Source organism: Streptococcus oralis (genome assembly GCF_026782235.1).
Taxonomy (GTDB): Bacteria; Bacillota; Bacilli; order Lactobacillales; family Streptococcaceae; genus Streptococcus; species Streptococcus oralis_CC.
Map to the genome: position 1 here is coordinate 112,920 of NZ_JAKUWE010000003.1, position 19,172 is coordinate 132,091.

General features: G+C 42.4%; 17 protein-coding genes. 13 read left to right on the forward strand and 4 right to left on the reverse strand.

What is annotated here, in order from left to right:
- Window positions 1-134: 134 nt before the first annotated feature.
- From gla to MK396_RS04100, 4 genes are all read left to right on the forward strand, one after another.
- Entirely contained in the window at window positions 135-1,004 is an 870-nt protein-coding gene (gene gla, locus MK396_RS04085) for an aquaglyceroporin Gla (RefSeq protein ID WP_268723739.1), read from the forward strand.
- Between the two features lie 111 nt (window positions 1,005-1,115).
- Window positions 1,116-1,841 carry a CppA N-terminal domain-containing protein gene (locus tag MK396_RS04090; protein ID WP_268723740.1) on the forward strand — a complete coding sequence of 242 codons (726 nt, stop codon included), beginning with the start codon at window positions 1,116-1,118 and terminating at the stop codon, window positions 1,839-1,841.
- Window positions 1,838-2,773 carry a serine hydrolase domain-containing protein gene (locus MK396_RS04095; RefSeq protein WP_268723741.1) on the forward strand — a complete coding sequence of 312 codons (936 nt, stop codon included), beginning with the start codon at window positions 1,838-1,840 and terminating at the stop codon, window positions 2,771-2,773. Before MK396_RS04090 ends, MK396_RS04095 begins: the two co-directional genes overlap by 4 nt.
- A gap of 8 nt (window positions 2,774-2,781) precedes the next feature.
- Window positions 2,782-3,687, forward strand: a complete 906-nt coding sequence (locus tag MK396_RS04100; RefSeq protein ID WP_268723742.1) for a DMT family transporter — start codon at window positions 2,782-2,784, stop codon at window positions 3,685-3,687.
- Between the two features lie 44 nt (window positions 3,688-3,731).
- On the opposite strand, the gene MK396_RS04105 is transcribed toward MK396_RS04100, so the two are convergent.
- Window positions 3,732-5,015: a uracil-xanthine permease family protein gene (locus MK396_RS04105; RefSeq protein WP_268723743.1), complete on the reverse strand. Its 1,284-nt coding sequence runs from the start codon at window positions 5,013-5,015 to the stop codon at window positions 3,732-3,734.
- 370 nt (window positions 5,016-5,385) lie between these two features.
- Entirely contained in the window at window positions 5,386-6,099 is a 714-nt protein-coding gene (gene rsmG, locus MK396_RS04110) for a 16S rRNA (guanine(527)-N(7))-methyltransferase RsmG (protein WP_268723744.1), read from the reverse strand.
- A gap of 93 nt (window positions 6,100-6,192) precedes the next feature.
- Here rsmG and MK396_RS04115 point away from each other — a divergent pair, with 93 nt between their 5' ends.
- Complete coding sequence (locus tag MK396_RS04115; protein WP_268723745.1) at window positions 6,193-6,753, forward strand: LemA family protein; 561 nt, start codon at window positions 6,193-6,195, stop codon at window positions 6,751-6,753.
- 1 nt (window position 6,754) lies between these two features.
- Window positions 6,755-7,654 (forward strand): zinc metalloprotease HtpX, encoded by a 900-nt coding sequence (htpX, locus tag MK396_RS04120; RefSeq protein ID WP_268723746.1) that lies wholly within the window; start codon window positions 6,755-6,757, stop codon window positions 7,652-7,654.
- 44 nt (window positions 7,655-7,698) lie between these two features.
- On the opposite strand, the gene MK396_RS04125 is transcribed toward htpX, so the two are convergent.
- Window positions 7,699-9,258: an ATP-binding cassette domain-containing protein gene (locus tag MK396_RS04125; protein WP_268723747.1), complete on the reverse strand. Its 1,560-nt coding sequence runs from the start codon at window positions 9,256-9,258 to the stop codon at window positions 7,699-7,701.
- 332 nt (window positions 9,259-9,590) lie between these two features.
- A complete protein-coding gene (locus MK396_RS04130) occupies window positions 9,591-9,920 on the reverse strand; it encodes a helicase BlpT (protein ID WP_268723748.1) in 330 nt (109 codons plus the stop codon).
- 168 nt (window positions 9,921-10,088) lie between these two features.
- Here MK396_RS04130 and MK396_RS04135 point away from each other — a divergent pair, with 168 nt between their 5' ends.
- The 7 genes from MK396_RS04135 (at window position 10,089) to MK396_RS04165 (ending at window position 18,999) form a co-directional block, all read left to right on the forward strand.
- Window positions 10,089-10,631 (forward strand): YceD family protein, encoded by a 543-nt coding sequence (locus MK396_RS04135; RefSeq protein WP_268723749.1) that lies wholly within the window; start codon window positions 10,089-10,091, stop codon window positions 10,629-10,631.
- Window positions 10,632-11,261: an endonuclease III gene (nth, locus tag MK396_RS04140; RefSeq protein ID WP_000244429.1), complete on the forward strand. Its 630-nt coding sequence runs from the start codon at window positions 10,632-10,634 to the stop codon at window positions 11,259-11,261. It abuts the gene before it with no gap.
- Between the two features lie 210 nt (window positions 11,262-11,471).
- Window positions 11,472-11,993, forward strand: a complete 522-nt coding sequence (gene pyrR, locus MK396_RS04145; protein ID WP_000850018.1) for a bifunctional pyr operon transcriptional regulator/uracil phosphoribosyltransferase PyrR — start codon at window positions 11,472-11,474, stop codon at window positions 11,991-11,993.
- A gap of 18 nt (window positions 11,994-12,011) precedes the next feature.
- The gene (locus tag MK396_RS04150) at window positions 12,012-12,935 is read left to right on the forward strand and encodes an aspartate carbamoyltransferase catalytic subunit (protein ID WP_268723750.1); all 924 of its coding nucleotides are present in this window, start codon (window positions 12,012-12,014) and stop codon (window positions 12,933-12,935) included.
- A gap of 49 nt (window positions 12,936-12,984) precedes the next feature.
- A complete protein-coding gene (locus MK396_RS04155; protein WP_268723751.1) occupies window positions 12,985-14,064 on the forward strand; it encodes a carbamoyl phosphate synthase small subunit in 1,080 nt (359 codons plus the stop codon).
- A 202-nt stretch (window positions 14,065-14,266) separates the two neighbouring features.
- Complete coding sequence (gene carB, locus MK396_RS04160; RefSeq protein ID WP_268723752.1) at window positions 14,267-17,443, forward strand: carbamoyl-phosphate synthase large subunit; 3,177 nt, start codon at window positions 14,267-14,269, stop codon at window positions 17,441-17,443.
- 221 nt (window positions 17,444-17,664) lie between these two features.
- Window positions 17,665-18,999, forward strand: coding sequence for an Nramp family divalent metal transporter (locus MK396_RS04165; protein WP_268723753.1), 1,335 nt, complete (start codon window positions 17,665-17,667; stop codon window positions 18,997-18,999).
- Window positions 19,000-19,172 lie beyond the last annotated feature (173 nt).

A 19,172-nucleotide genomic window follows, 5' to 3' on the forward strand; every position in this document is an offset into this window, starting at 1 on the left:
ACTTCTTTTGTCCTTTTCTTAAAGATAAGTTAAATAAAGCGTTTTCCATAGATTCTTTTAGAAAATCTGTTGCTAAAAGGCCTAAAAATTGATAGAATAAGGATTGTCTAAAAAAATTAAGGAGAATCTATCAAATGGATTTTACATGGGCTATTAAATATGCCACTGAATTTTTGGGAACTGCCATTCTGATCATTCTTGGTAATGGTGCAGTTGCTAACGTTGAACTTAAAGGTACGAAAGGTCACCAAAGTGGCTGGCTCGTTATCGCGGTTGGTTACGGTATGGGGGTTATGATCCCAGCCTTGATGTTCGGTAATGTATCTGGTAACCACATCAACCCAGCCTTCACACTTGGACTTGCTGTGAGTGGACTTTTCCCTTGGGAACAAGTGCCATATTATATCCTTGCGCAAGTTTTAGGAGCGATTTTTGGTCAAGCTATGGTTGTTGCAACTCACCGTCCTTACTACTTGAAAACAGAGAATTCTAATAACATTTTGGGTACTTTCTCAACGATTTCAAATGTTGATCACGGTACAAAAGAATCACGTTTCGCAGCAAGTGTAAATGGTTTTATCAATGAGTTTGTCGGCTCGTTTATTCTGTTCTTTGCGGCCCTAGGAATGACTAAAAACTTTTTTGGTGCGGAAGTAATGCAATACATGAAGCAAATGGCAACGCAGGCTAATCAAGCAGTGGACTTTTCTGAATTAGCTATTAAGGCTCAAATAGCACCACACACAGCAGCAGGTCTTTCAGTTGCTCATTTAGGACTTGGTTTCCTAGTAATGGCCTTGGTAACTTCACTCGGTGGACCTACTGGACCTGGTTTGAATCCGGCTCGTGACTTTGGACCACGTCTTCTTCACGAACTCCTTCCAAAATCAGTTCTTGGTCAACACAAGGGTGATTCAAAATGGTGGTATGCATGGGTTCCAGTTGTAGCTCCAATTGCAGCAGGTATTGCAGCAGTAGCACTATTCAAACTACTTTACCTATAAGAAACGAAACTGGGGAAACCCAGTTTTTTTCTTGGAAAATTTTCTAATTTAAACAAATATGGCTTGTAAAATATTCTAAAATCCTTTAAAATAAAAGAGTTGGAGGAATTTATGAACGTGAATGAGATTGTTCGGATCATTCCGACTTTGAAAGTTAATAATCGAAAATTAAATGAGATATTTTATATTGAAACTCTAGGAATGAAACCCTTACTAGAAGAGTCTGCCTTTCTTTCATTAGGCGACCAGACGGGTACGGAGAGATTGATTTTAGAAGAGGCTCCAAGCATGCGAACTCGCAGAGTTGAAGGACTTAAGAAGCTAGCTAGGCTCTTGATAAAGGTTGAGGATCCTTCCGAAATCGAGGCCCTTCTTTCTCAAATGAAGTCACTTCCTCGCTTGTTTAAAGGAAGTCGTGGATATGCTTTTGAGATTGTTTCTCCTGAAGAGGATGTGATCCTTGTTCATGCAGAAAATGATATAAGAGATTTGGTTCCACTGGAAACTGTTCCTGAATTTTATTCAAATACAGGTATAAAATACTTGAGCCAATTTGAGGTTTCTATGGAGTTGCGTTTGCCTGAGGGGACAGAGAGCTTACTTGATCCTGAAGGAGTAGCACAAGCAATCACCTTTACTAAAGGGCAAGGAGCAGATTTGGCTGTTGAAAACAATGTCACTTGGGATTTGACGATGTTGAAATTTTTAGTAAGAAATTTTGATCTAACCAGTCTTCGTCAGAAATTTGAAAAGACAGGCTACTTTATCCCTAAGTCTGAAAAATTCTTCCTTGGTAAAGATACCAATAACATCGAATTGTGGTTTGAAGAAGCATGAAGTTGGAAAAAATTCTAAGAAAAATAGAAAATCAAATCGAGGCAGGGGTCTATCCCGGGGCCTCTTTTGCGTATTTTAAGGACGGAGAATGGAAAGAGTCTTATCTAGGATTGAGTGATCCAGAACAGGGCTTGAAGACAGAAAGCGGTTTGATTTATGATCTGGCTAGTGTGAGTAAGGTTGTGGGAGTGGGGACGGTTTTTACCTTCTTGTGGCAGCAGGGCAAATTAGATATTAATCGACCGGTGACGGATTTTTTACCGGAGTGTGATTATCCTGATATCACTATACGGCAACTTCTGACTCATGCTACAGACTTAGACCCCTTTATTCCAAATCGAGACAGGTTAGATGCAGAGGAATTGAGAAAAGCCATGTTTCACCTCAACAGACGAAGTCAGCCAGCCTTTCTATACTCGGACGTGCACTTTTTACTCCTGGGATTTGTTTTGGAAAAAATCTTTAACCAAGACCTGGATCAGATTATAGAAGAGCAAGTTTTGGAACCATGGGGGATGAAGGAAACCATGTTTGGCCCCGTTGAGCGAGCTGTACCAACAGTGAGAGGAGTAGAGGCTGGAAAGATCCACGATCCCAAAGCCCGTCTTTTAGGGAAACATGCTGGGAGTGCAGGTCTGTTTTCGACTGTTAAGGATTTACAGATCTTTCTGGAACATTACTTGAAAGATGATTTTGCGGCAGATTTAAGCCGAAATTTTTCTCCTTTAGATGATAAGGAGCGTTCCCTAGCCTGGAATCTGGAAGGAGCTTGGCTCGACCATACGGGTTATACAGGTACCTTTATTATGTGGAATCGGGAGAAGCAGGAAGCTGCCATCTTTCTGTCCAATCGAACGTATGAAAAGGATGAGCGTGCCCAGTGGATAGTCGATCGAAATCAAGTGATGGAAATGATTCGTCAAGAGGAGTAGGGAGAAGAATGTCAAAAACCGTAAAAGGAACTCTGTATACAGTAGTGGCAGGGATTGCTTGGGGCTTGTCTGGAACCAGTGGCCAATACCTGATGGCACACGGGATTTCTGCTCTAGTCTTGACCAATCTGCGGCTTATCATTGCAGGTTTGGCACTGGTAGTCTTATCCTATATGACTGCAAAGGATAAACTCTATGCTTTTTTAAAAGACAGAAAAAGCCTTTTATCTCTGCTGTTGTTTGCCTTGTTTGGACTTTTCTTAAACCAGTTTGCCTATCTTTCCGCCATTCAGGAAACCAATGCTGGCACGGCGACAGTTTTCCAGTATGTATGCCCCGTTGGGATCTTGGTTTATACTTGTATCAAGGACAAGGTGGCGCCTACTCTGGCTGAGATTATTTCAATTGGTTTAGCAATTGGAGGAACGTTTCTAATCGCGACGCATGGGGAACTTGACCAGTTGTCTGTCACACCTGCTGGACTTTTCTGGGGCCTCTTTTCTGCCCTAACCTATGCCCTCTATATTATACTCCCCATCGCTTTGATTAAGAAGTGGGGCAGTATTTCGGTGATTGGTGTCGGGATGGTTATTTCTGGTGTAGTGGCTATTCCTTTCACAGGAGTCTTACAGACCAGCATACCGACTAGCTTAGATTTTCTCTTTGCATTTGCTGGGATTATCATCATTGGAACGGTCTTTGCCTATACAGCTTTTCTAAAAGGAGCTAGTCTGATAGGCCCTGTTAAGTCTAGTTTATTAGCTTCCATAGAGCCTATTTCAGCTGTTTTCTTTGCCTTTTTAATTATGAAGGAGCAATTCTATGCGATTGATTTTGTTGGTATGGCCATGATTTTACTAGCCGTGACCATTATTTCTTTGAAAGATTTACTGCTGGAAATAAAGAGTAAGTAATTAAAAAATCCACTCAATCGAGTGGATTTTGTGTGTATAGATGATTAGTCTTTATTTTCGTGTGGCAAAATCAAGTTTAAGATAATTCCTGTCATGGCTGATAGGGCAGTACCTGAAAGGGTTACTGGACCGAGTTTAAGGATTGCTCCACCAAGTCCAAGTACCAGCATAGCACTTGCAATGATTAGGTTACGCATTTGACCGAAGTCTACACGTTCTTTGATTAAGACTTTCAAACCATTACTTGCAATAACTCCGTAGAGAAGGATGGACATGCCACCGAGTACAGCATTTGGAATGGTTGAAATTAAGGCAGTGAATTTACCTAGGAAGCTAAGTGCAATGGCGATAAATGCAGCGTTTCGGATAACGGAAACAGAAGCGATACGGGTCATACCGATAACTCCAGTGTTCTCACCGTAGGTAGTATTGGCTGGTCCACCGAGGAAGGCAGATACAGATGTCGCGATACCGTCACCAAGAAGCGTACGGTGAAGTCCTGGTTCTTTTAAGAACTGACGGCCACAGATTTGGCTCAAGACTGTGTGGTCTCCAATGTGTTCAGAGATGGTTACGATAGCGATAGGCAAGATAGCGATTGTTTCAGGGCCGAAGTATAAGTTGTACTCTTTAAAGGCACCACCTGTACTAAATGGCAAGTAGAAACCAGGGATTTCAAACCAGTTGGCTTGAAGGACTGGGGTGAAGTCCACAAGACCAAGAAGAACTGCGAAGATGTATCCACCGATAATGGCAAAGAGGAAAGGAATGATACGAAGGAATCCTTTTCCTTTTGTATTGATAAAGGCGGCAATCAAGAACGTCACGACAGCTACAAGAGCGTTCTTCCAGTTTCCGTCTGCTACAAGTCCAGCATTCGTTACAGCAGAACCAGCAAGACCAAGACCGATAACGATAATCATAGGTCCGATAACGATAGGAGGCAAGAGTTTGTCAATCCATTTCGTACCAGCAAAGCGGACACTTGTTGCGACAATGACATAAATCAAACCAGTTAGGATAACCCCTGTTTGAGCAGCAGATACATCGCCTCCCATTTCTTTCATGGCCAGAGACATAGCTGTGATAAAGGCGAATGAAGAACCTAGATAAACTGGAACCTTAAAGCCAGTAGAAATCATGTAGATAAGTGTTCCAATACCGGATGCAAAGAGAGCAACCGATACGGGCATTCCCAAAATTAAGGGAACGAGAATGGTTGCACCAAACATGGCAAATACGTGCTGGAAGCTTAGAAGAATTCCTTTACCAACAGAAGGACGTTGATCAACGTCTAGTAACAAGTCAACAGTTGATTCCTGTTTCATAAAAACCTCACTTTTGGGCACCAAAAAAGAGCCCATTATTTTGCAGCAATAGGCCCTCAGAGTAAGACTTTTTAAAAAATAGTTATCTTTTAAAAATTTATATAAATCTGCGCCTTCGTCACCTCACAGGATGACATTAAAAACCTTTGCTTAGGATAGTATAGCAGAAAAAATTCGTTTTGTAAACGAATTTTTCCCGAGCCCAGAAATACGAGAGCGAGGTTGATTTTGTAAATCATTTTTTCCCAAGCCCGGAAATGCGAGAGCGAGGTTCGTTTTGTAAACGAATTTTTCCCGAGCACGGAAATGCGAGAGCGAGGTATGATTTTGTAAATGGTTTTCTGAATTTTAAACAAGGGTGCACCATTGTTTAAAGTGGGCGTTTGTTGGGCATGCCAGCCTTTCTTGGATACTTGTTAGGTGTTTCCTTTTTCTTTTCGACCACAGTGATGTAGCGAGGATCTCCATTTGGCAGGGCATAGCTGAGGTTGTCCTCTACCTTACTAAAGAGGAGGTTAAGGGCATTCTTGGCTTCTAGCAATTCCTCGGGCGCATTGCTGGCCTTGAGTGCCAATAGTTTGCCACCGACTTTAAGATAGGGAATGGTCAGTTCAGACAAGATCTGCATACGGGCAACCGCACGAGCTGTCACCATATCAAACTGGGCACGGAAGTTCTTGTCTTGGGCAAAGTCTTCTGCCCGCCCATGGTAGAAGTGAACACCATCCAAATCCAACTCCTGAGCCAAAAGTTGAAGGAAGTTGATGCGCTTATTGAGTGAATCAATGATGGTCACATCTAACTGAGGATAGAGGATTTTCATGGGCAGACTAGGAAATCCTGCCCCCGCTCCGATATCAAGAAGTTTGATAGTTTCATTTGAAATCAAGCCTTGCAGAATAGGTGCAATCGAATCATAAAAGTGTTTAAGGTAGACTTCTTCTTTGTCTGTAATAGCGGTCAGGTTAATCTTTTCATTCCATTCTACCAAGAGTTCAAAATACCGTTCATATTGGTTCTTTTGCTGGTCCGAAAGAGGAAGATTTTGCTCAGCTAGTAGGCTGTAAAATGTTTCTGGTTTCATAGTAGTTTCCTTCTCTAGTATCATCTTATTTTACCATATTCATTAAAAATTTGATATACTGGTAGTAATCTAAAAGCAGAAAGGAATAAGATTATGACTTGGATTATTCTTGGAGTTTTGACTCTGATTGTTATTTTTGTGATTGTTAGCTATAACGGTTTGGTTAAAAATCGTATGCAGACCAAGGAGGCTTGGAGCCAGATCGATGTTCAGTTGAAGCGTCGTAATGATCTCCTCCCAAACTTGATTGAAACAGTCAAAGGCTATGCCAAATATGAAGGTTCTACCTTGGAAAAGGTGACAGAACTTCGTAGACAAGTAGCCGCAGCAACTTCACCAGCAGAAGCTATGAAGGCCAGTGATGCCCTTACCCGCCAGATTTCTGGTATCTTTGCAGTAGCAGAGAATTACCCAGACTTGAAAGCTAGTGCTAACTTTATCAAGTTGCAAGAAGAGTTGACCAATACAGAAAATAAAATTTCTTACTCACGCCAACTCTACAACAGTGTTGTCAGCAACTACAATGTAAAACTTGAAAGCTTCCCAAGTAACATCATCGCAGGATTATTTGGCTTTAAAGCTGCAGACTTCCTTCAAACACCTGAAGAGGAAAAGGCAGTTCCTAAAGTTGACTTTAGCGGTTTAGGTGACTAAGATGTTGTTTGATCAAATTGCGAGCAATAAACGAAAAACTTGGATTTTGTTGCTGGTTTTCTTCCTACTCTTGACCTTGGTTGGTTATGCAGTTGGCTATCTCTTTATGCGTTCAGGTCTTGGTGGCATGATTATTGCCTTGATTATTGGTCTTATCTACGCTCTGACCATGATCTTTCAATCGACAGAGATTGTCATGTCTATGAATGGGGCGCGTGAGGTTGATGAGCAAACAGCACCAGACCTCTACCATGTAGTGGAAGATATGGCCATGGTCGCTCAGATTCCCATGCCACGTGTTTTCATCATTGAGGATTCATCTTTAAATGCCTTTGCAACAGGTTCGAATCCGCAGAATGCCGCAGTTGCAGCAACGTCGGGTCTCCTAGCCATCATGAATCGTGAGGAGCTAGAAGCGGTCATGGGGCATGAAGTCAGTCACATTCGGAACTACGATATCCGCATTTCGACCATTGCTGTCGCCCTTGCCAGTGCCATCACCCTTCTGTCTAGTATGGCAGGACGGATGATGTGGTGGGGTGGCGCTGGTCGCAGACGGAGTAATAATGATCGCGATGGAAATGGTTTGGAGATTATCATGCTTGTTGTCTCGCTTTTAGCCATTGTTCTAGCACCTCTTGCAGCAACCTTAGTACAACTAGCTATCTCTCGTCAGCGAGAATTTCTAGCGGATGCATCCAGTGCGGAGCTGACCCGCAATCCTCAAGGGATGATCAATGCCTTGCGCAAGTTGGACAATAGCGAGCCAATGCACCACCATGTCGATGATGCCAGCAGTGCTCTGTACATCAATGATCCTAAGAAAGGTGGGGGACTTCAAAAACTCTTTTATACCCACCCACCTATCTCAGAACGAATCGAACGCTTGAAACACATGTAAAAAAAATCCAGAGGTGATCTCTGGATTTTTGCTATGTTCAACATTTATAAATCTTGTAAATCAACAACTTCCAAACCATTTTCTGTCAAACGATAGATACTCGTACAGACCTCTTTTAAGAAGCGTCTGTCATGCGAAACAGTGATCAGACCGCCGGGATAAGAGGCAAAGAGTTTTCTGATTTCGGGTTGAGAAGTGGGAGAAAAGTTTCGTGTGGGCTCATCTAGAAGGAGAAAGTTTGGTTTGCGCAACACTAAATCCAAAAGTAGGAGTTTACCTTGTTGCCCGCCAGATAGGGAGCGAATTTGGTGGTGCATCTCTGGATAGCTGAAATTGAGACTGGCTAGGTGAGATTGGATTTTCTGTAGTTCCTCTTTTTCCCCAGTTTTGCTGAGATAGGCTACTGGAGATAAATCCAATTGCAGTTTTTTATGGTAATCTTGTGGCATAAAACCAAGAGATATTTCTCTTTTGTTGCTTAGGAGTTGTTGTAACTTGCATAACAGAGTTGATTTCCCAACACCATTTGGCCCGATGATACCTATTTTATCTTGGCCACGGACCGTTAGTTGTAACTCCTGAGCTAAAATGCGCTGGCCAATGGACAAATTTTCCTTTTCCAGTTGGACTAAGACTTTAGAAGCCGGTAATGGTTGGATGTCTGAAAAGAAAAGTTGGATTTGTTCCTCTTCAAGTGGCATTTGGGTCATGGACTGAGCTTCCTTTTCAAAGCGTTTTTCTTGAGAGAGAACAGTTTTCATCTTTTTAGCCAATAGGCGACCAGCAGTACTGTCTTTGGTAGCTCGAAGTGCAGTTTCTACATTTTGCTTAACTCGGTGATGTTTTTCCATGGTTTTATCATAGGCTCTCTGGTCGTTAGCAGCTTGCTGACTTTGTCTTGCAAAACTAGCCTTTCTCTGCTCACTATAGCGATCATAGTCTAAATGCTCGACTAGCGTTTCCGCTTCTTTGCAGTGCTTGACCAGTCGCAAGTGGACAATAGTATCAGCCGTTTGAGAAAGAAAGTCTTCATCATGGGAAATGAAAATAACAGTTTGCCTAATCTTTCGAATCTGACCTTTTAGCCAATCAACCGTCTCAAGGTCTAGGTCATTTGAAGGTTCATCCAAAAATAGAATCTCAAAGGGTTTGGCTAACTCGTGGATGAGCTGAATTTTCAAAGATTCGCCCCCTGAGAGACTGCCAATTTCTTGGTCGCTAGCAAAACGGTCGCTATCAAAGTGCAACTCCTCCGCCAAACGATAAAGAATGCTGTAGTCTAATTCAGTAGAATCTAAAAAGAAGTAGTCGTGTAGAGTCCTATTTTTCAGGAACTCGGGGAGTTTTTGAGGAATGTAGGCCAGTGATTGAAGATCAGACTGGATGTCGCCCTTGATAGTAAAATCAGGTAATGCTTCCCCCATTAAAGCTCGTAGTAAAGTCGATTTACCATTTCCTTCTTCACCAATAATAGCAACCTTTTCCCCGTCTTGGATAGTCATGGTTAGGTCAGATACAAGATCTCGTAGATCTTTGTTTTGCGTGATAGTTAGATGATTGATTTTTATCATATTGTTGCCCTTTCTAGAATGTCGATAGTGCATAACAAAAAGCTCTACTTTACCTAGTAGAGCCCAAAGTCACTGTCAAAAACTCTATTATCCTCGTTGAAAAACTCGTCAAACTAGCTTGGAGCTGCCTACCCCAACCTAAGAGGAGCATAGCTTTCTAGTTTTTTGATTTTCAATGAGGACAAGATACTAGAAAATCTAGTATAAAAAGAGCACACAAAAAGAGACAAAAACAAGATCTACTAAATAAAGGTTCTTTATTTGATAGACTTAGTTGTTCATGTCTCCCTTACCTCCGAGTATTAGTACCTCTATCCTATACCTTTCAGGAAATTTTGTCAATAGAAAACAAGTAATTTCAAGCTCTAAAAACCGAAAACAGGTCCATAGAGAGTCAATACGTGTTTGACATGTTCATAGTGGAACTTGTCATAGTTGCGCCAAGCAGCATGAGCTTGATCATTTAGTTTTAGGCTCCCTAGTCCAATCAGAAGACTGGTACGTTGGTAAAATTTCTCAAGGTTGATTAAGATACTGTTGTCCAGCTTTTCTGCTTTTTTTAGTTCCTTAAGAGTGGTGTTCAGCAGCTCTTGCAGTCGAAAATCATCGGCTGTTCCTTGTTTGCAGCTTTGGTAGCTTTTATTTAACTCGGATAGGAGTTGGTAAGCTTCAGTGATGAGTGCTTTGTCTTCCATGTGAGCATCCTCCTTGCTCTGATGTATTCTTGCCTATAGTATAGCACTAAATAGAAAATATGTCATAGTAAATATGTTAAAAAATGAGGTTTTAATATCAAAGTTTGGAAAGCTGATTTATAGCCTTTTCATGGTATAATCAAGTGAGTACATCTTTATGGAGGAAATATGAAGTTAAATATTCAAGAAATTCGTAAGCAACCTGAAGGCCTGCATTTTGAACAAGCTTTAGACCTTGCCGCAGAGCTGCGTGCACGTAATCAAGAAATTTTAGATGTCAAAGATATCCTTGCTGTTGGGAAGGTGCAGTACGAAGACCGTCTGTATTTCTTAGACTATCAGTTGTCATATACCATTGTTCTTGCTTCAAGTCGTAGTATGGAGCCAGTTGAGTTAGATGAATCTTATCCAGTCACAGAAGTTTTCATGGAAGGAGCGACCAACCAACTGGACCAGGAAGTTCTAGATGATGACTTAGTTTTGCCTATCGAAAATGGGGAAATCGACCTTGCTGAGAGCGTAGCAGATAATATTCTGCTCAATATCCCTATCAAGGTCTTGACGGCAGAAGAAGAGGCGGGCCAAGGTTTTGTGTCAGGGAATGACTGGCAAATCATGACAGAGGAAGAATACCAAGCTCAACAAGCAGTCAAGAAAGAAGAAAACAGTCCATTTGCAGGTTTACAAGGACTATTTAATGGAGACGAGTAGATGGTTTTATCCAAGAAACGTGCCCGTCATGTCATTGAGGAAATTATTGCCCTCTTTCCAGATGCCAAACCAAGTCTAGATTTTCGCAATCATTTTGAACTCTTGGTTGCTGTGATGTTGTCAGCTCAGACGACAGATGCAGCGGTAAATAAGGCCACGCCAGGTCTCTTTGCTGCTTTTCCAACGCCGCAAGCCATGTCTGTCGCGACAGAGAGTGAAATTGCTTCACACATTTCTCGCTTGGGACTGTATCGAAATAAGGCTAAATTCCTTAAAAAATGTGCCCAACAGTTACTAGACGATTTTGATGGTCAAGTGCCTCAGACTCGAGAGGAATTAGAAAGTCTAGCTGGTGTTGGTCGTAAAACAGCAAATGTAGTATTGAGTGTGGGGTTTGGAATTCCTGCTTTTGCAGTGGACACCCATGTGGAGCGTATCTGTAAGCATCACGATATCGTTAAAAAATCAGCTACGCCACTTGAAGTAGAAAAACGTGTCATGGACGTTCTACCACCAGAAGAGTGGTTAGCAGCCCACCAGGCCATGATTTACTTTGGACGAGCTATTTGCCATCCCAAAAATCCAGAATGTGACCACTATCCCCAATTATATGATTTTAGTAATGTTTGAGGGGGCTCTGAAAAAGTTTTTGCTTGATTTTAAGGGTGCTTTGTGCTATATTAAATGATAACTAAATAGTCCTTTAAACCTGTCCCGTGAGGCAGGCAAGGAGCGCGATAAAGTAGAAGGGTGAAGTCTATACTATTTATAGTAGGGCTCGCTTGGCTATACATTTCAAGTCTCCTTGTAGAAGGAGACTTTTCTTTTTGGAGGTTTGTCATGAAGACAAAAGAAGTTGTAGACGAATTGACTGTCAAACGAGCGATTACGCGAATTACTTATGAGATTATTGAGCGCAATAAAGATTTGAATAAGATTATCCTAGCTGGGATAAAAACGCGTGGTGTTTTCATCGCTCATCGTATCAAAGAACGCTTGGAGCAGTTGGAAAATATCACTGTTCCTGTTGTGGAATTGGACACCAAGCCTTTCCGTGATGATGTTAAAAGCGGAGAAGATACTTCTTTGATTTCTGTTGATGTGACAGACCGTGAAGTTATCTTGGTGGATGATGTACTCTATACAGGTCGTACCATCCGTGCTGCTATCGATAATATTGTTGGTCATGGTCGTCCTGCGCGCGTGAGTCTTGCGGTGCTAGTAGATCGTGGACATAGAGAATTGCCAATCCGTCCAGATTACGTTGGGAAAAATATCCCAACCAGTCGTTCTGAAGAAATCATCGTAGAGATGACAGAACTTGATGGTCAAGACAGAGTTCTGATTACTGAAGAAGCTTAGAAAGCTGAAGGAGTAGCCATGTCAGAAAATCAACAAGCATTGAACCATGTGGTTTCCATGGAAGACCTCACTGTCGATCAAGTGATGAAATTGATCAAACGAGGGATCGAGTTTAAAAACGGAGCCCAGCTTCCTTATGAAGACCATCCGATTGTTTCCAATCTTTTCTTTGAGGATTCTACACGAACGCATAAGTCCTTTGAAGTGGCAGAGATTAAGTTAGGGCTGGAGCGACTTGACTTTGATGTGAAGACCAGCTCAGTAAATAAGGGTGAGACACTGTATGATACCATCTTAACCTTGTCTGCGCTTGGTGTAGATGTCTGTGTGATTCGTCACCCAGAGGTCGATTATTATAAAGAACTGATTGCGAGTCCAACCATTACGACTTCCATTATCAATGGTGGAGATGGCTCAGGACAACACCCTAGTCAGAGCCTGCTTGATTTGATGACCATTTATGAGGAATTTGGTCACTTTGAGGGTCTCAAGGTTGCTATTGCAGGTGACTTGGACCACTCACGTGTTGCCAAATCCAATATGCAGATTTTGAAACGCTTGGGTGCTGAACTGTTCTTTGCAGGACCTGAGGAATGGAGAAGTCAAGAGTTTGCGGACTATGGACAGTTTGTAACTATTGATGAGATTGTTGATCAGGTGGATGTTTTGATGTTACTCCGAGTTCAACATGAACGCCATGAAAGTGGAGCCGTTTTTTCAAAAGAAGACTACCATGCCCAACATGGTTTGACTCAAGAACGTTATGATTGCTTAAAAGAAACAGCAATAATCATGCACCCAGCTCCAGTTAATCGAGATGTGGAAATTGCTGACCACTTGGTTGAAGCGCCAAAATCACGCATTGTCCAACAAATGACCAACGGTGTCTTTGTTCGAATGGCAATCTTAGAATCCGTATTGGCGAGTAGAAACGCCAATTAAAACACAAGACGTTAAAAGACGCCAGTGAGCGTCCACGAGAGGTGAAAATATGACAAAAAGACTTCTAGTATTAGAAGATGGCACAGTTTTTGAAGGCAAGGCCTTCGGAGCAGATATTGATGTAACAGGCGAAATCGTCTTTAACACAGGTATGACCGGCTACCAAGAGTCCATTACAGACCAGTCTTATAATGGACAAATCTTGACCTTTACTTATCCTTTGGTGGGAAATTATGGAATTAATCGTGATGATTACGAATCCATTATTCCGACTTGTAAGGGAGTTGTCGTTTTTGAAGAAGCACGTCGAGCTAGCAACTGGCGCAACCAAATGACGTTGGATGAATTTTTGAAAGCCAAGAAAATTCCAGGGATTTCAGGAATTGATACGCGTGCACTTACCAAGATTATCCGTAAGCATGGTACTATGCGTGCAACCTTGACCCATGTTGGGGACAGTATGGACCATGTGACGGACCAGCTGCAAGCAACAGTCCTGCCGACAGACAATATCAAACAGGTTTCTACTAAAACTTCCTATCCAGCTCCTGGAGTTGGTTTGAGCGTGGTGCTAGTGGATTTTGGACTCAAGCACTCAATCCTACGTGAACTTTCTAAGCGTAACTGTAACGTGACGGTTGTTCCGTATTCAACAACAGCAGAAGAAATTCTCCACCTCAATCCTGACGGAGTTATGTTGTCAAATGGTCCAGGAAACCCAGAAGATGTTCCTCAAGCACTGGACATGATTCGTGGTGTGCAAGGGAAAATTCCAATTTTCGGAATTTGTATGGGACACCAACTCTTTGCTATGGCAAACGGTGCTAAGACCTACAAGATGAAATTTGGTCACCGAGGATTTAACCACGCGGTACGTGAGATTGCTACAGGACGTATAGACTTCACCAGCCAAAACCATGGTTATGCAGTTAGCCGTGAGGACTTGCCAGAGCACTTGATTATCACCCACGAAGAAATCAATGATAAGTCAGTTGAAGGTGTACGTCACAGATACCAACCAGGTTTTTCTGTACAATTCCACCCAGATGCAGCTCCTGGTCCACACGACGCTAGCTACCTCTTTGATGAATTTATCGAAATGATGGAAGCTTTTAAACAATCAAACTAAGAACGAGTAAAAGAGCTCGTCGGAGAATTTATTTAATGGCAACCTGAGAGTTGCCGAATAGAAAGGAGAAGATACATTGTTCGCGGAAGTGAACACGCCCTAAGAACTGTGTGAAAAAGATAAACATCGTCTTGACGCTAAAGGCGTCTGCACCGAGTTTCCTATTTTCACTGTGTTCTTTACGGGCTTTGTATCATAAACTATGCCTAAACGTACTGATATTCAAAAAATTATGGTGATTGGTTCTGGTCCGATTATTATTGGTCAGGCTGCTGAGTTTGACTACGCGGGGACCCAGGCCTGCTTGTCGTTGAAAGAGGAAGGTTATGAGGTTGTCTTGGTGAACTCAAACCCTGCAACTATCATGACGGATAAGGAGATTGCAGACAAGGTCTACATCGAACCGATTACGCTTGAGTTTGTGACGCGTATTCTCCGTAAGGAACGTCCAGATGCCTTGCTTCCAACTCTTGGGGGTCAAACAGGGCTCAATATGGCCATGGAATTGTCTAAAAATGGCATTCTAGATGAGCTTGGTATCGAACTTCTAGGTACTAAATTGTCTGCCATTGACCAAGCAGAGGACCGTGACCTCTTTAAACAATTGATGGAAGAGCTTGAGCAACCAATTCCAGAATCTGAAATTGTCAACACAGTGGAAGAAGCAGTTGCCTTTGCAGCGACAATTGGTTACCCAGTCATCGTTCGTCCAGCCTTTACCCTAGGTGGTACTGGTGGTGGTATGTGTGCCAACGAGGAAGAACTACGTGAAATCGCTGAAAATGGGTTGAAATTGTCACCTGTTACCCAATGTTTGATTGAACGTTCAATCGCAGGTTTCAAGGAAATCGAGTACGAAGTCATGCGCGATTCTGCTGACAATGCCCTCGTTGTTTGTAACATGGAAAACTTTGACCCAGTGGGGATTCACACAGGGGATTCCATCGTATTCGCCCCTGCGCAAACCATGTCTGACTATGAAAACCAAATGCTACGTGACGCGAGCTTGAGCATCATTCGCGCCCTCAAGATTGAAGGTGGGTGTAACGTTCAGCTGGCCCTTGATCCCCACAGCTTCAAGTACTATGTCATCGAAGTGAACCCTCGTGTATCGCGTTCGTCAGCCCTTGCTTCTAAGGCGACAGGTTACCCAATTGCCAAATTGGCTGCTAAGATTGCCGTCGGTTTGACCTTGGATGAGGTTATTAACCCAGTCACGGGTTCAACCTATGCCATGTTTGAGCCAGCCCTTGACTACGTGGTTGCCAAGATTCCACGTTTCCCATTTGACAAGTTTGAAAAAGGTGAGCGCCGTCTTGGGACACAGATGAAGGCCACTGGAGAAGTCATGGCGATCGGTCGCAACATCGAGGAGTCACTTCTCAAGGCATGTCGTTCACTTGAAATTGGCGTTCACCACAATGAAATGCCTGAACTTGCAACCGTTTCTGATGATGCCTTGATTGAAAAAGTTGTTAAAGCCCAAGATGACCGTCTCTTCTACGTATCAGAAGCCATTCGCCGTGGCTATACTCCAGAAGAAATTGCTGAATTGACTAAGATTGATATCTTCTATCTGGATAAACTCTTGCACATCTTTGAAATTGAGCAGGAATTGGGTGCCCATCCACAAGATTTAGAAGTCTTGAAAACAGCCAAACTCAATGGTTTCTCAGACCGTAAGATTGCTGAACTCTGGAAAACGACAGCTGACCAAGTTCGCCAACTTCGCTTGGAAGGAAAGATTATCCCAGTTTACAAGATGGTCGATACCTGTGCGGCAGAGTTCGACTCTGAAACACCATACTTCTATTCAACCTATGGCTGGGAAAATGAGTCTATCAAATCTGAAAAGGAATCCGTTCTTGTCCTAGGTTCAGGTCCAATCCGTATCGGTCAAGGGGTTGAGTTTGACTACGCAACCGTTCACTCTGTTAAGGCTATCCAAGCAGCTGGTTACGAAGCCATCATCATGAACTCAAACCCAGAGACCGTTTCTACAGACTTCTCGGTATCTGATAAGCTCTACTTTGAGCCATTAACTTTTGAAGATGTTATGAATGTTATTGACTTGGAGCAACCAAAAGGCGTTATCGTTCAGTTTGGTGGTCAAACAGCTATCAACCTTGCGGAGCCATTGGCAAAAGCAGGTGTGATCATCCTTGGTACGCAAGTCGCTGACTTAGACCGTGCCGAAGACCGTGACCTCTTTGAACAAGCTCTTAAAGACTTGGATATTCCACAGCCACTAGGACAAACAGCGACTAATGAAGAAGAAGCAGTACTTGCAGCTCGTAAGATTGGTTTCCCAGTCCTCGTTCGCCCTTCTTATGTCTTGGGTGGACGTGCCATGGAAATCGTTGAAAACGAAGAGGACCTCCGTTCTTACATGCGTACTGCTGTTAAGGCTAGTCCAGACCACCCAGTTCTTGTTGACTCTTACATCGTTGGGCAAGAATGTGAAGTTGATGCCATCTCAGACGGAGAAAATGTCCTTATCCCTGGTATTATGGAACATATCGAACGTGCCGGTGTCCACTCAGGTGACTCAATGGCCGTTTACCCACCACAAACCTTGTCGCAAAAGGTGCAGGAAACCATCGCAGACTATACCAAACGCCTAGCAATCGGTCTTAACTGTCTTGGGATGATGAACATCCAGTTTGTCATCAAGGATGAAAAAGTCTATGTTATTGAGGTCAATCCACGTGCCAGCCGTACGGTGCCATTCCTTTCTAAGGTAACTAATATTCCTATGGCTCAGGTAGCGACTAAGCTCATTCTTGGTCAAAGTCTTGAAGAACTTGGCTACCAAGATGGCCTTTATCCAGAAAGCACTCGCGTTCATATCAAGGCGCCTGTCTTCTCCTTTACGAAACTAGCTAAGGTAGATAGCTTGCTCGGGCCTGAAATGAAGTCAACAGGGGAAGTCATGGGTTCTGATACAACTCTTGAAAAAGCTTTGTACAAGGCTTTTGAAGCTTCTTATCTTCACTTGCCAACCTTTGGAAATGTGGTCTTTACCATCGCTGATGATGCCAAAGAAGAGGCCTTGGACTTGGCTCGTCGTTTCCAAAATATCGGTTATGGTATCCTCGCAACAGAAGGGACAGCAACCTTCTTTGCCAGTCATGGACTCGAAGCTCAACCTGTTGGTAAGATTGGTGACGATGAACAGGATATCCCAAGCTTTGTCCGCAAAGGGAAAATCCAAGCGATCATCAATACTGTCGGAACCAAACGAACTGCTGACGAAGATGGGGAGCAAATCCGTCGTTCAGCCATTGAACACGGAGTGCCACTCTTTACAGCCCTAGATACAGCTAATGCCATGCTCAAGGTGCTAGAAAGCCGTAGTTTCGTCACAGAAGCGATCTAGTTGAGAAATATTTTTCACAGTTTTAAAGCCAGCGTCAAAAAACGCTGGCTTTTACAATACTGATATTGCCTATTTCAACTATCATTTCTTTTATTAGGAATCATTCCAAAATGTGATATAATAAGGGTGAATTGGAAATAGGTAAACTATTTTCATCATTCTTTCAAAAAAATATTCTATTAAGAAATATGTAAAGACAGATTAGAAAGTGGGAAATCCCTATGTCCTCTTATGAAAAAGTCTCTCTTTCTGAGATCAATCAATCTATTGAGACTCCAAATAACAATCATTTTTGGCAAAATCTAAAAGCATTCTTAGGACCTGGTGCGCTTGTGGCAGTTGGCTACATGGATCCAGGAAACTGGATCACCAGCGTGGTTGGTGGTGCCTCCTACAAGTACAGCCTTTTATTTGTTATTTTAATTTCATCCATCATCGCTATGCAGCTACAACAGATGGCTGGAAAGCTCGGTATCGTAACTAAGATGGACCTAGCACAGGCAACTGCACATCATGCTCCCAAATGGCTTCGCTATAGTCTTTGGGTGATTTTAGAATTAGCTTTAATGGCGACAGACTTAGCCGAGGTTTTAGGCTCAGCGATTGCCTTAAATCTTTTATTTAAAATACCGATTATGGTCGCTATCCTCTTAACCGTTTTAGATGTATTTCTTTTGTTGTTGTTGATGAAATTTGGCTTCAAAAAAATTGAAGCCATTGTGACGACCCTTATTTTAACCATATTAGCCATCTTTACCTATCTGGTGGCCTTATCCAATCCAAGTATTCAGGGTATCTTTGGTGGTTATTTACCGACTCCAACATTATTCGAAACACCATTGCCAGGTCATGAAAGCCAATTGACCTTGGCTCTAGGAATTGTAGGAGCGACAGTCATGCCCCATAATCTCTATCTTCATTCCTCTCTTTCCCAAACAAGGAAAATCAATCACAAAGATAAGAAGGATGTTCGAAAAGCCGTGCGTTTTATGACATGGGATTCAAATCTTCAGTTGTCCCTAGCCTTTATCGTCAATTCCTTGCTTCTTATTTTAGGGGCATCTCTCTTTTTTGGTCATGCATCTGAAATTTCAGCTTTCTCCCAAATGTACAATGCTTTACAGGATTCGACGATAGCAGGAGCGATAGCCAGTTCAACTCTGTCAACTTTATTTGCTCTGGCCCTCCTAGCAAGTGGTCAAAATTCGACCATTACAGGTACCTTGACAGGACAGATTGTCATGGAAGGTTTCTTACATCTAAGATTGCCTCAATGGATTATCCGTATCGGTACACGTATTTTTGCCTTGCTCCCTGTGATTATAGTCGCCGTTTTGTTTGGACATCAAGAAAAAACCTTGGATCAGTTATTGGTCTATTCACAGGTCTTTCTGTCAATCGCTCTTCCGTTTTCAATTTTCCCCTTAATTTATCTGACATCTAAGAAGTCACTGATGGGAGAATTCACTAATGCTAAGTGGAACACAATCCTAGGTTACGCAGTTTCAATCATCTTGACCATTCTCAATATCAAGCTTCTTTTCGATATTTTTTAAGAGCGGTTTTGAAGTCAAGTATCGGAAGCGGCGTGAAGTTTAATAAAGAGAAAGTAGTAGTGGTTGGTTCATAAAAATAAGTGCAAAAAAAGAACAGTTGAAACTGTTCTTTTTCTTGTTATTTGAGACCGTATTTACAAAGGTATACTCTGTAATGTTTAAATCCTTATTAA

Excerpts from the sequence above, each read along its gene's own strand:
- gla (WP_268723739.1), top strand. The coding sequence starts at position 135 with ATGGATTTTACATGGGCTATTAAATATGCCACTGAATTTTTGGGAACT.
- MK396_RS04090 (WP_268723740.1), top strand. The coding sequence starts at position 1,116 with ATGAACGTGAATGAGATTGTTCGGATCATTCCGACTTTGAAAGTTAAT.
- MK396_RS04095 (WP_268723741.1), top strand. The coding sequence starts at position 1,838 with ATGAAGTTGGAAAAAATTCTAAGAAAAATAGAAAATCAAATCGAGGCA.
- MK396_RS04100 (WP_268723742.1), top strand. The coding sequence starts at position 2,782 with ATGTCAAAAACCGTAAAAGGAACTCTGTATACAGTAGTGGCAGGGATT.
- MK396_RS04105 (WP_268723743.1), bottom strand. The coding sequence starts at position 5,015 with ATGAAACAGGAATCAACTGTTGACTTGTTACTAGACGTTGATCAACGT.
- rsmG (WP_268723744.1), bottom strand. The coding sequence starts at position 6,099 with ATGAAACCAGAAACATTTTACAGCCTACTAGCTGAGCAAAATCTTCCT.
- MK396_RS04115 (WP_268723745.1), top strand. The coding sequence starts at position 6,193 with ATGACTTGGATTATTCTTGGAGTTTTGACTCTGATTGTTATTTTTGTG.
- htpX (WP_268723746.1), top strand. The coding sequence starts at position 6,755 with ATGTTGTTTGATCAAATTGCGAGCAATAAACGAAAAACTTGGATTTTG.
- MK396_RS04125 (WP_268723747.1), bottom strand. The coding sequence starts at position 9,258 with ATGCACTATCGACATTCTAGAAAGGGCAACAATATGATAAAAATCAAT.
- MK396_RS04130 (WP_268723748.1), bottom strand. The coding sequence starts at position 9,920 with ATGGAAGACAAAGCACTCATCACTGAAGCTTACCAACTCCTATCCGAG.
- MK396_RS04135 (WP_268723749.1), top strand. The coding sequence starts at position 10,089 with ATGAAGTTAAATATTCAAGAAATTCGTAAGCAACCTGAAGGCCTGCAT.
- nth (WP_000244429.1), top strand. The coding sequence starts at position 10,632 with ATGGTTTTATCCAAGAAACGTGCCCGTCATGTCATTGAGGAAATTATT.
- pyrR (WP_000850018.1), top strand. The coding sequence starts at position 11,472 with ATGAAGACAAAAGAAGTTGTAGACGAATTGACTGTCAAACGAGCGATT.
- MK396_RS04150 (WP_268723750.1), top strand. The coding sequence starts at position 12,012 with ATGTCAGAAAATCAACAAGCATTGAACCATGTGGTTTCCATGGAAGAC.
- MK396_RS04155 (WP_268723751.1), top strand. The coding sequence starts at position 12,985 with ATGACAAAAAGACTTCTAGTATTAGAAGATGGCACAGTTTTTGAAGGC.
- carB (WP_268723752.1), top strand. The coding sequence starts at position 14,267 with ATGCCTAAACGTACTGATATTCAAAAAATTATGGTGATTGGTTCTGGT.
- MK396_RS04165 (WP_268723753.1), top strand. The coding sequence starts at position 17,665 with ATGTCCTCTTATGAAAAAGTCTCTCTTTCTGAGATCAATCAATCTATT.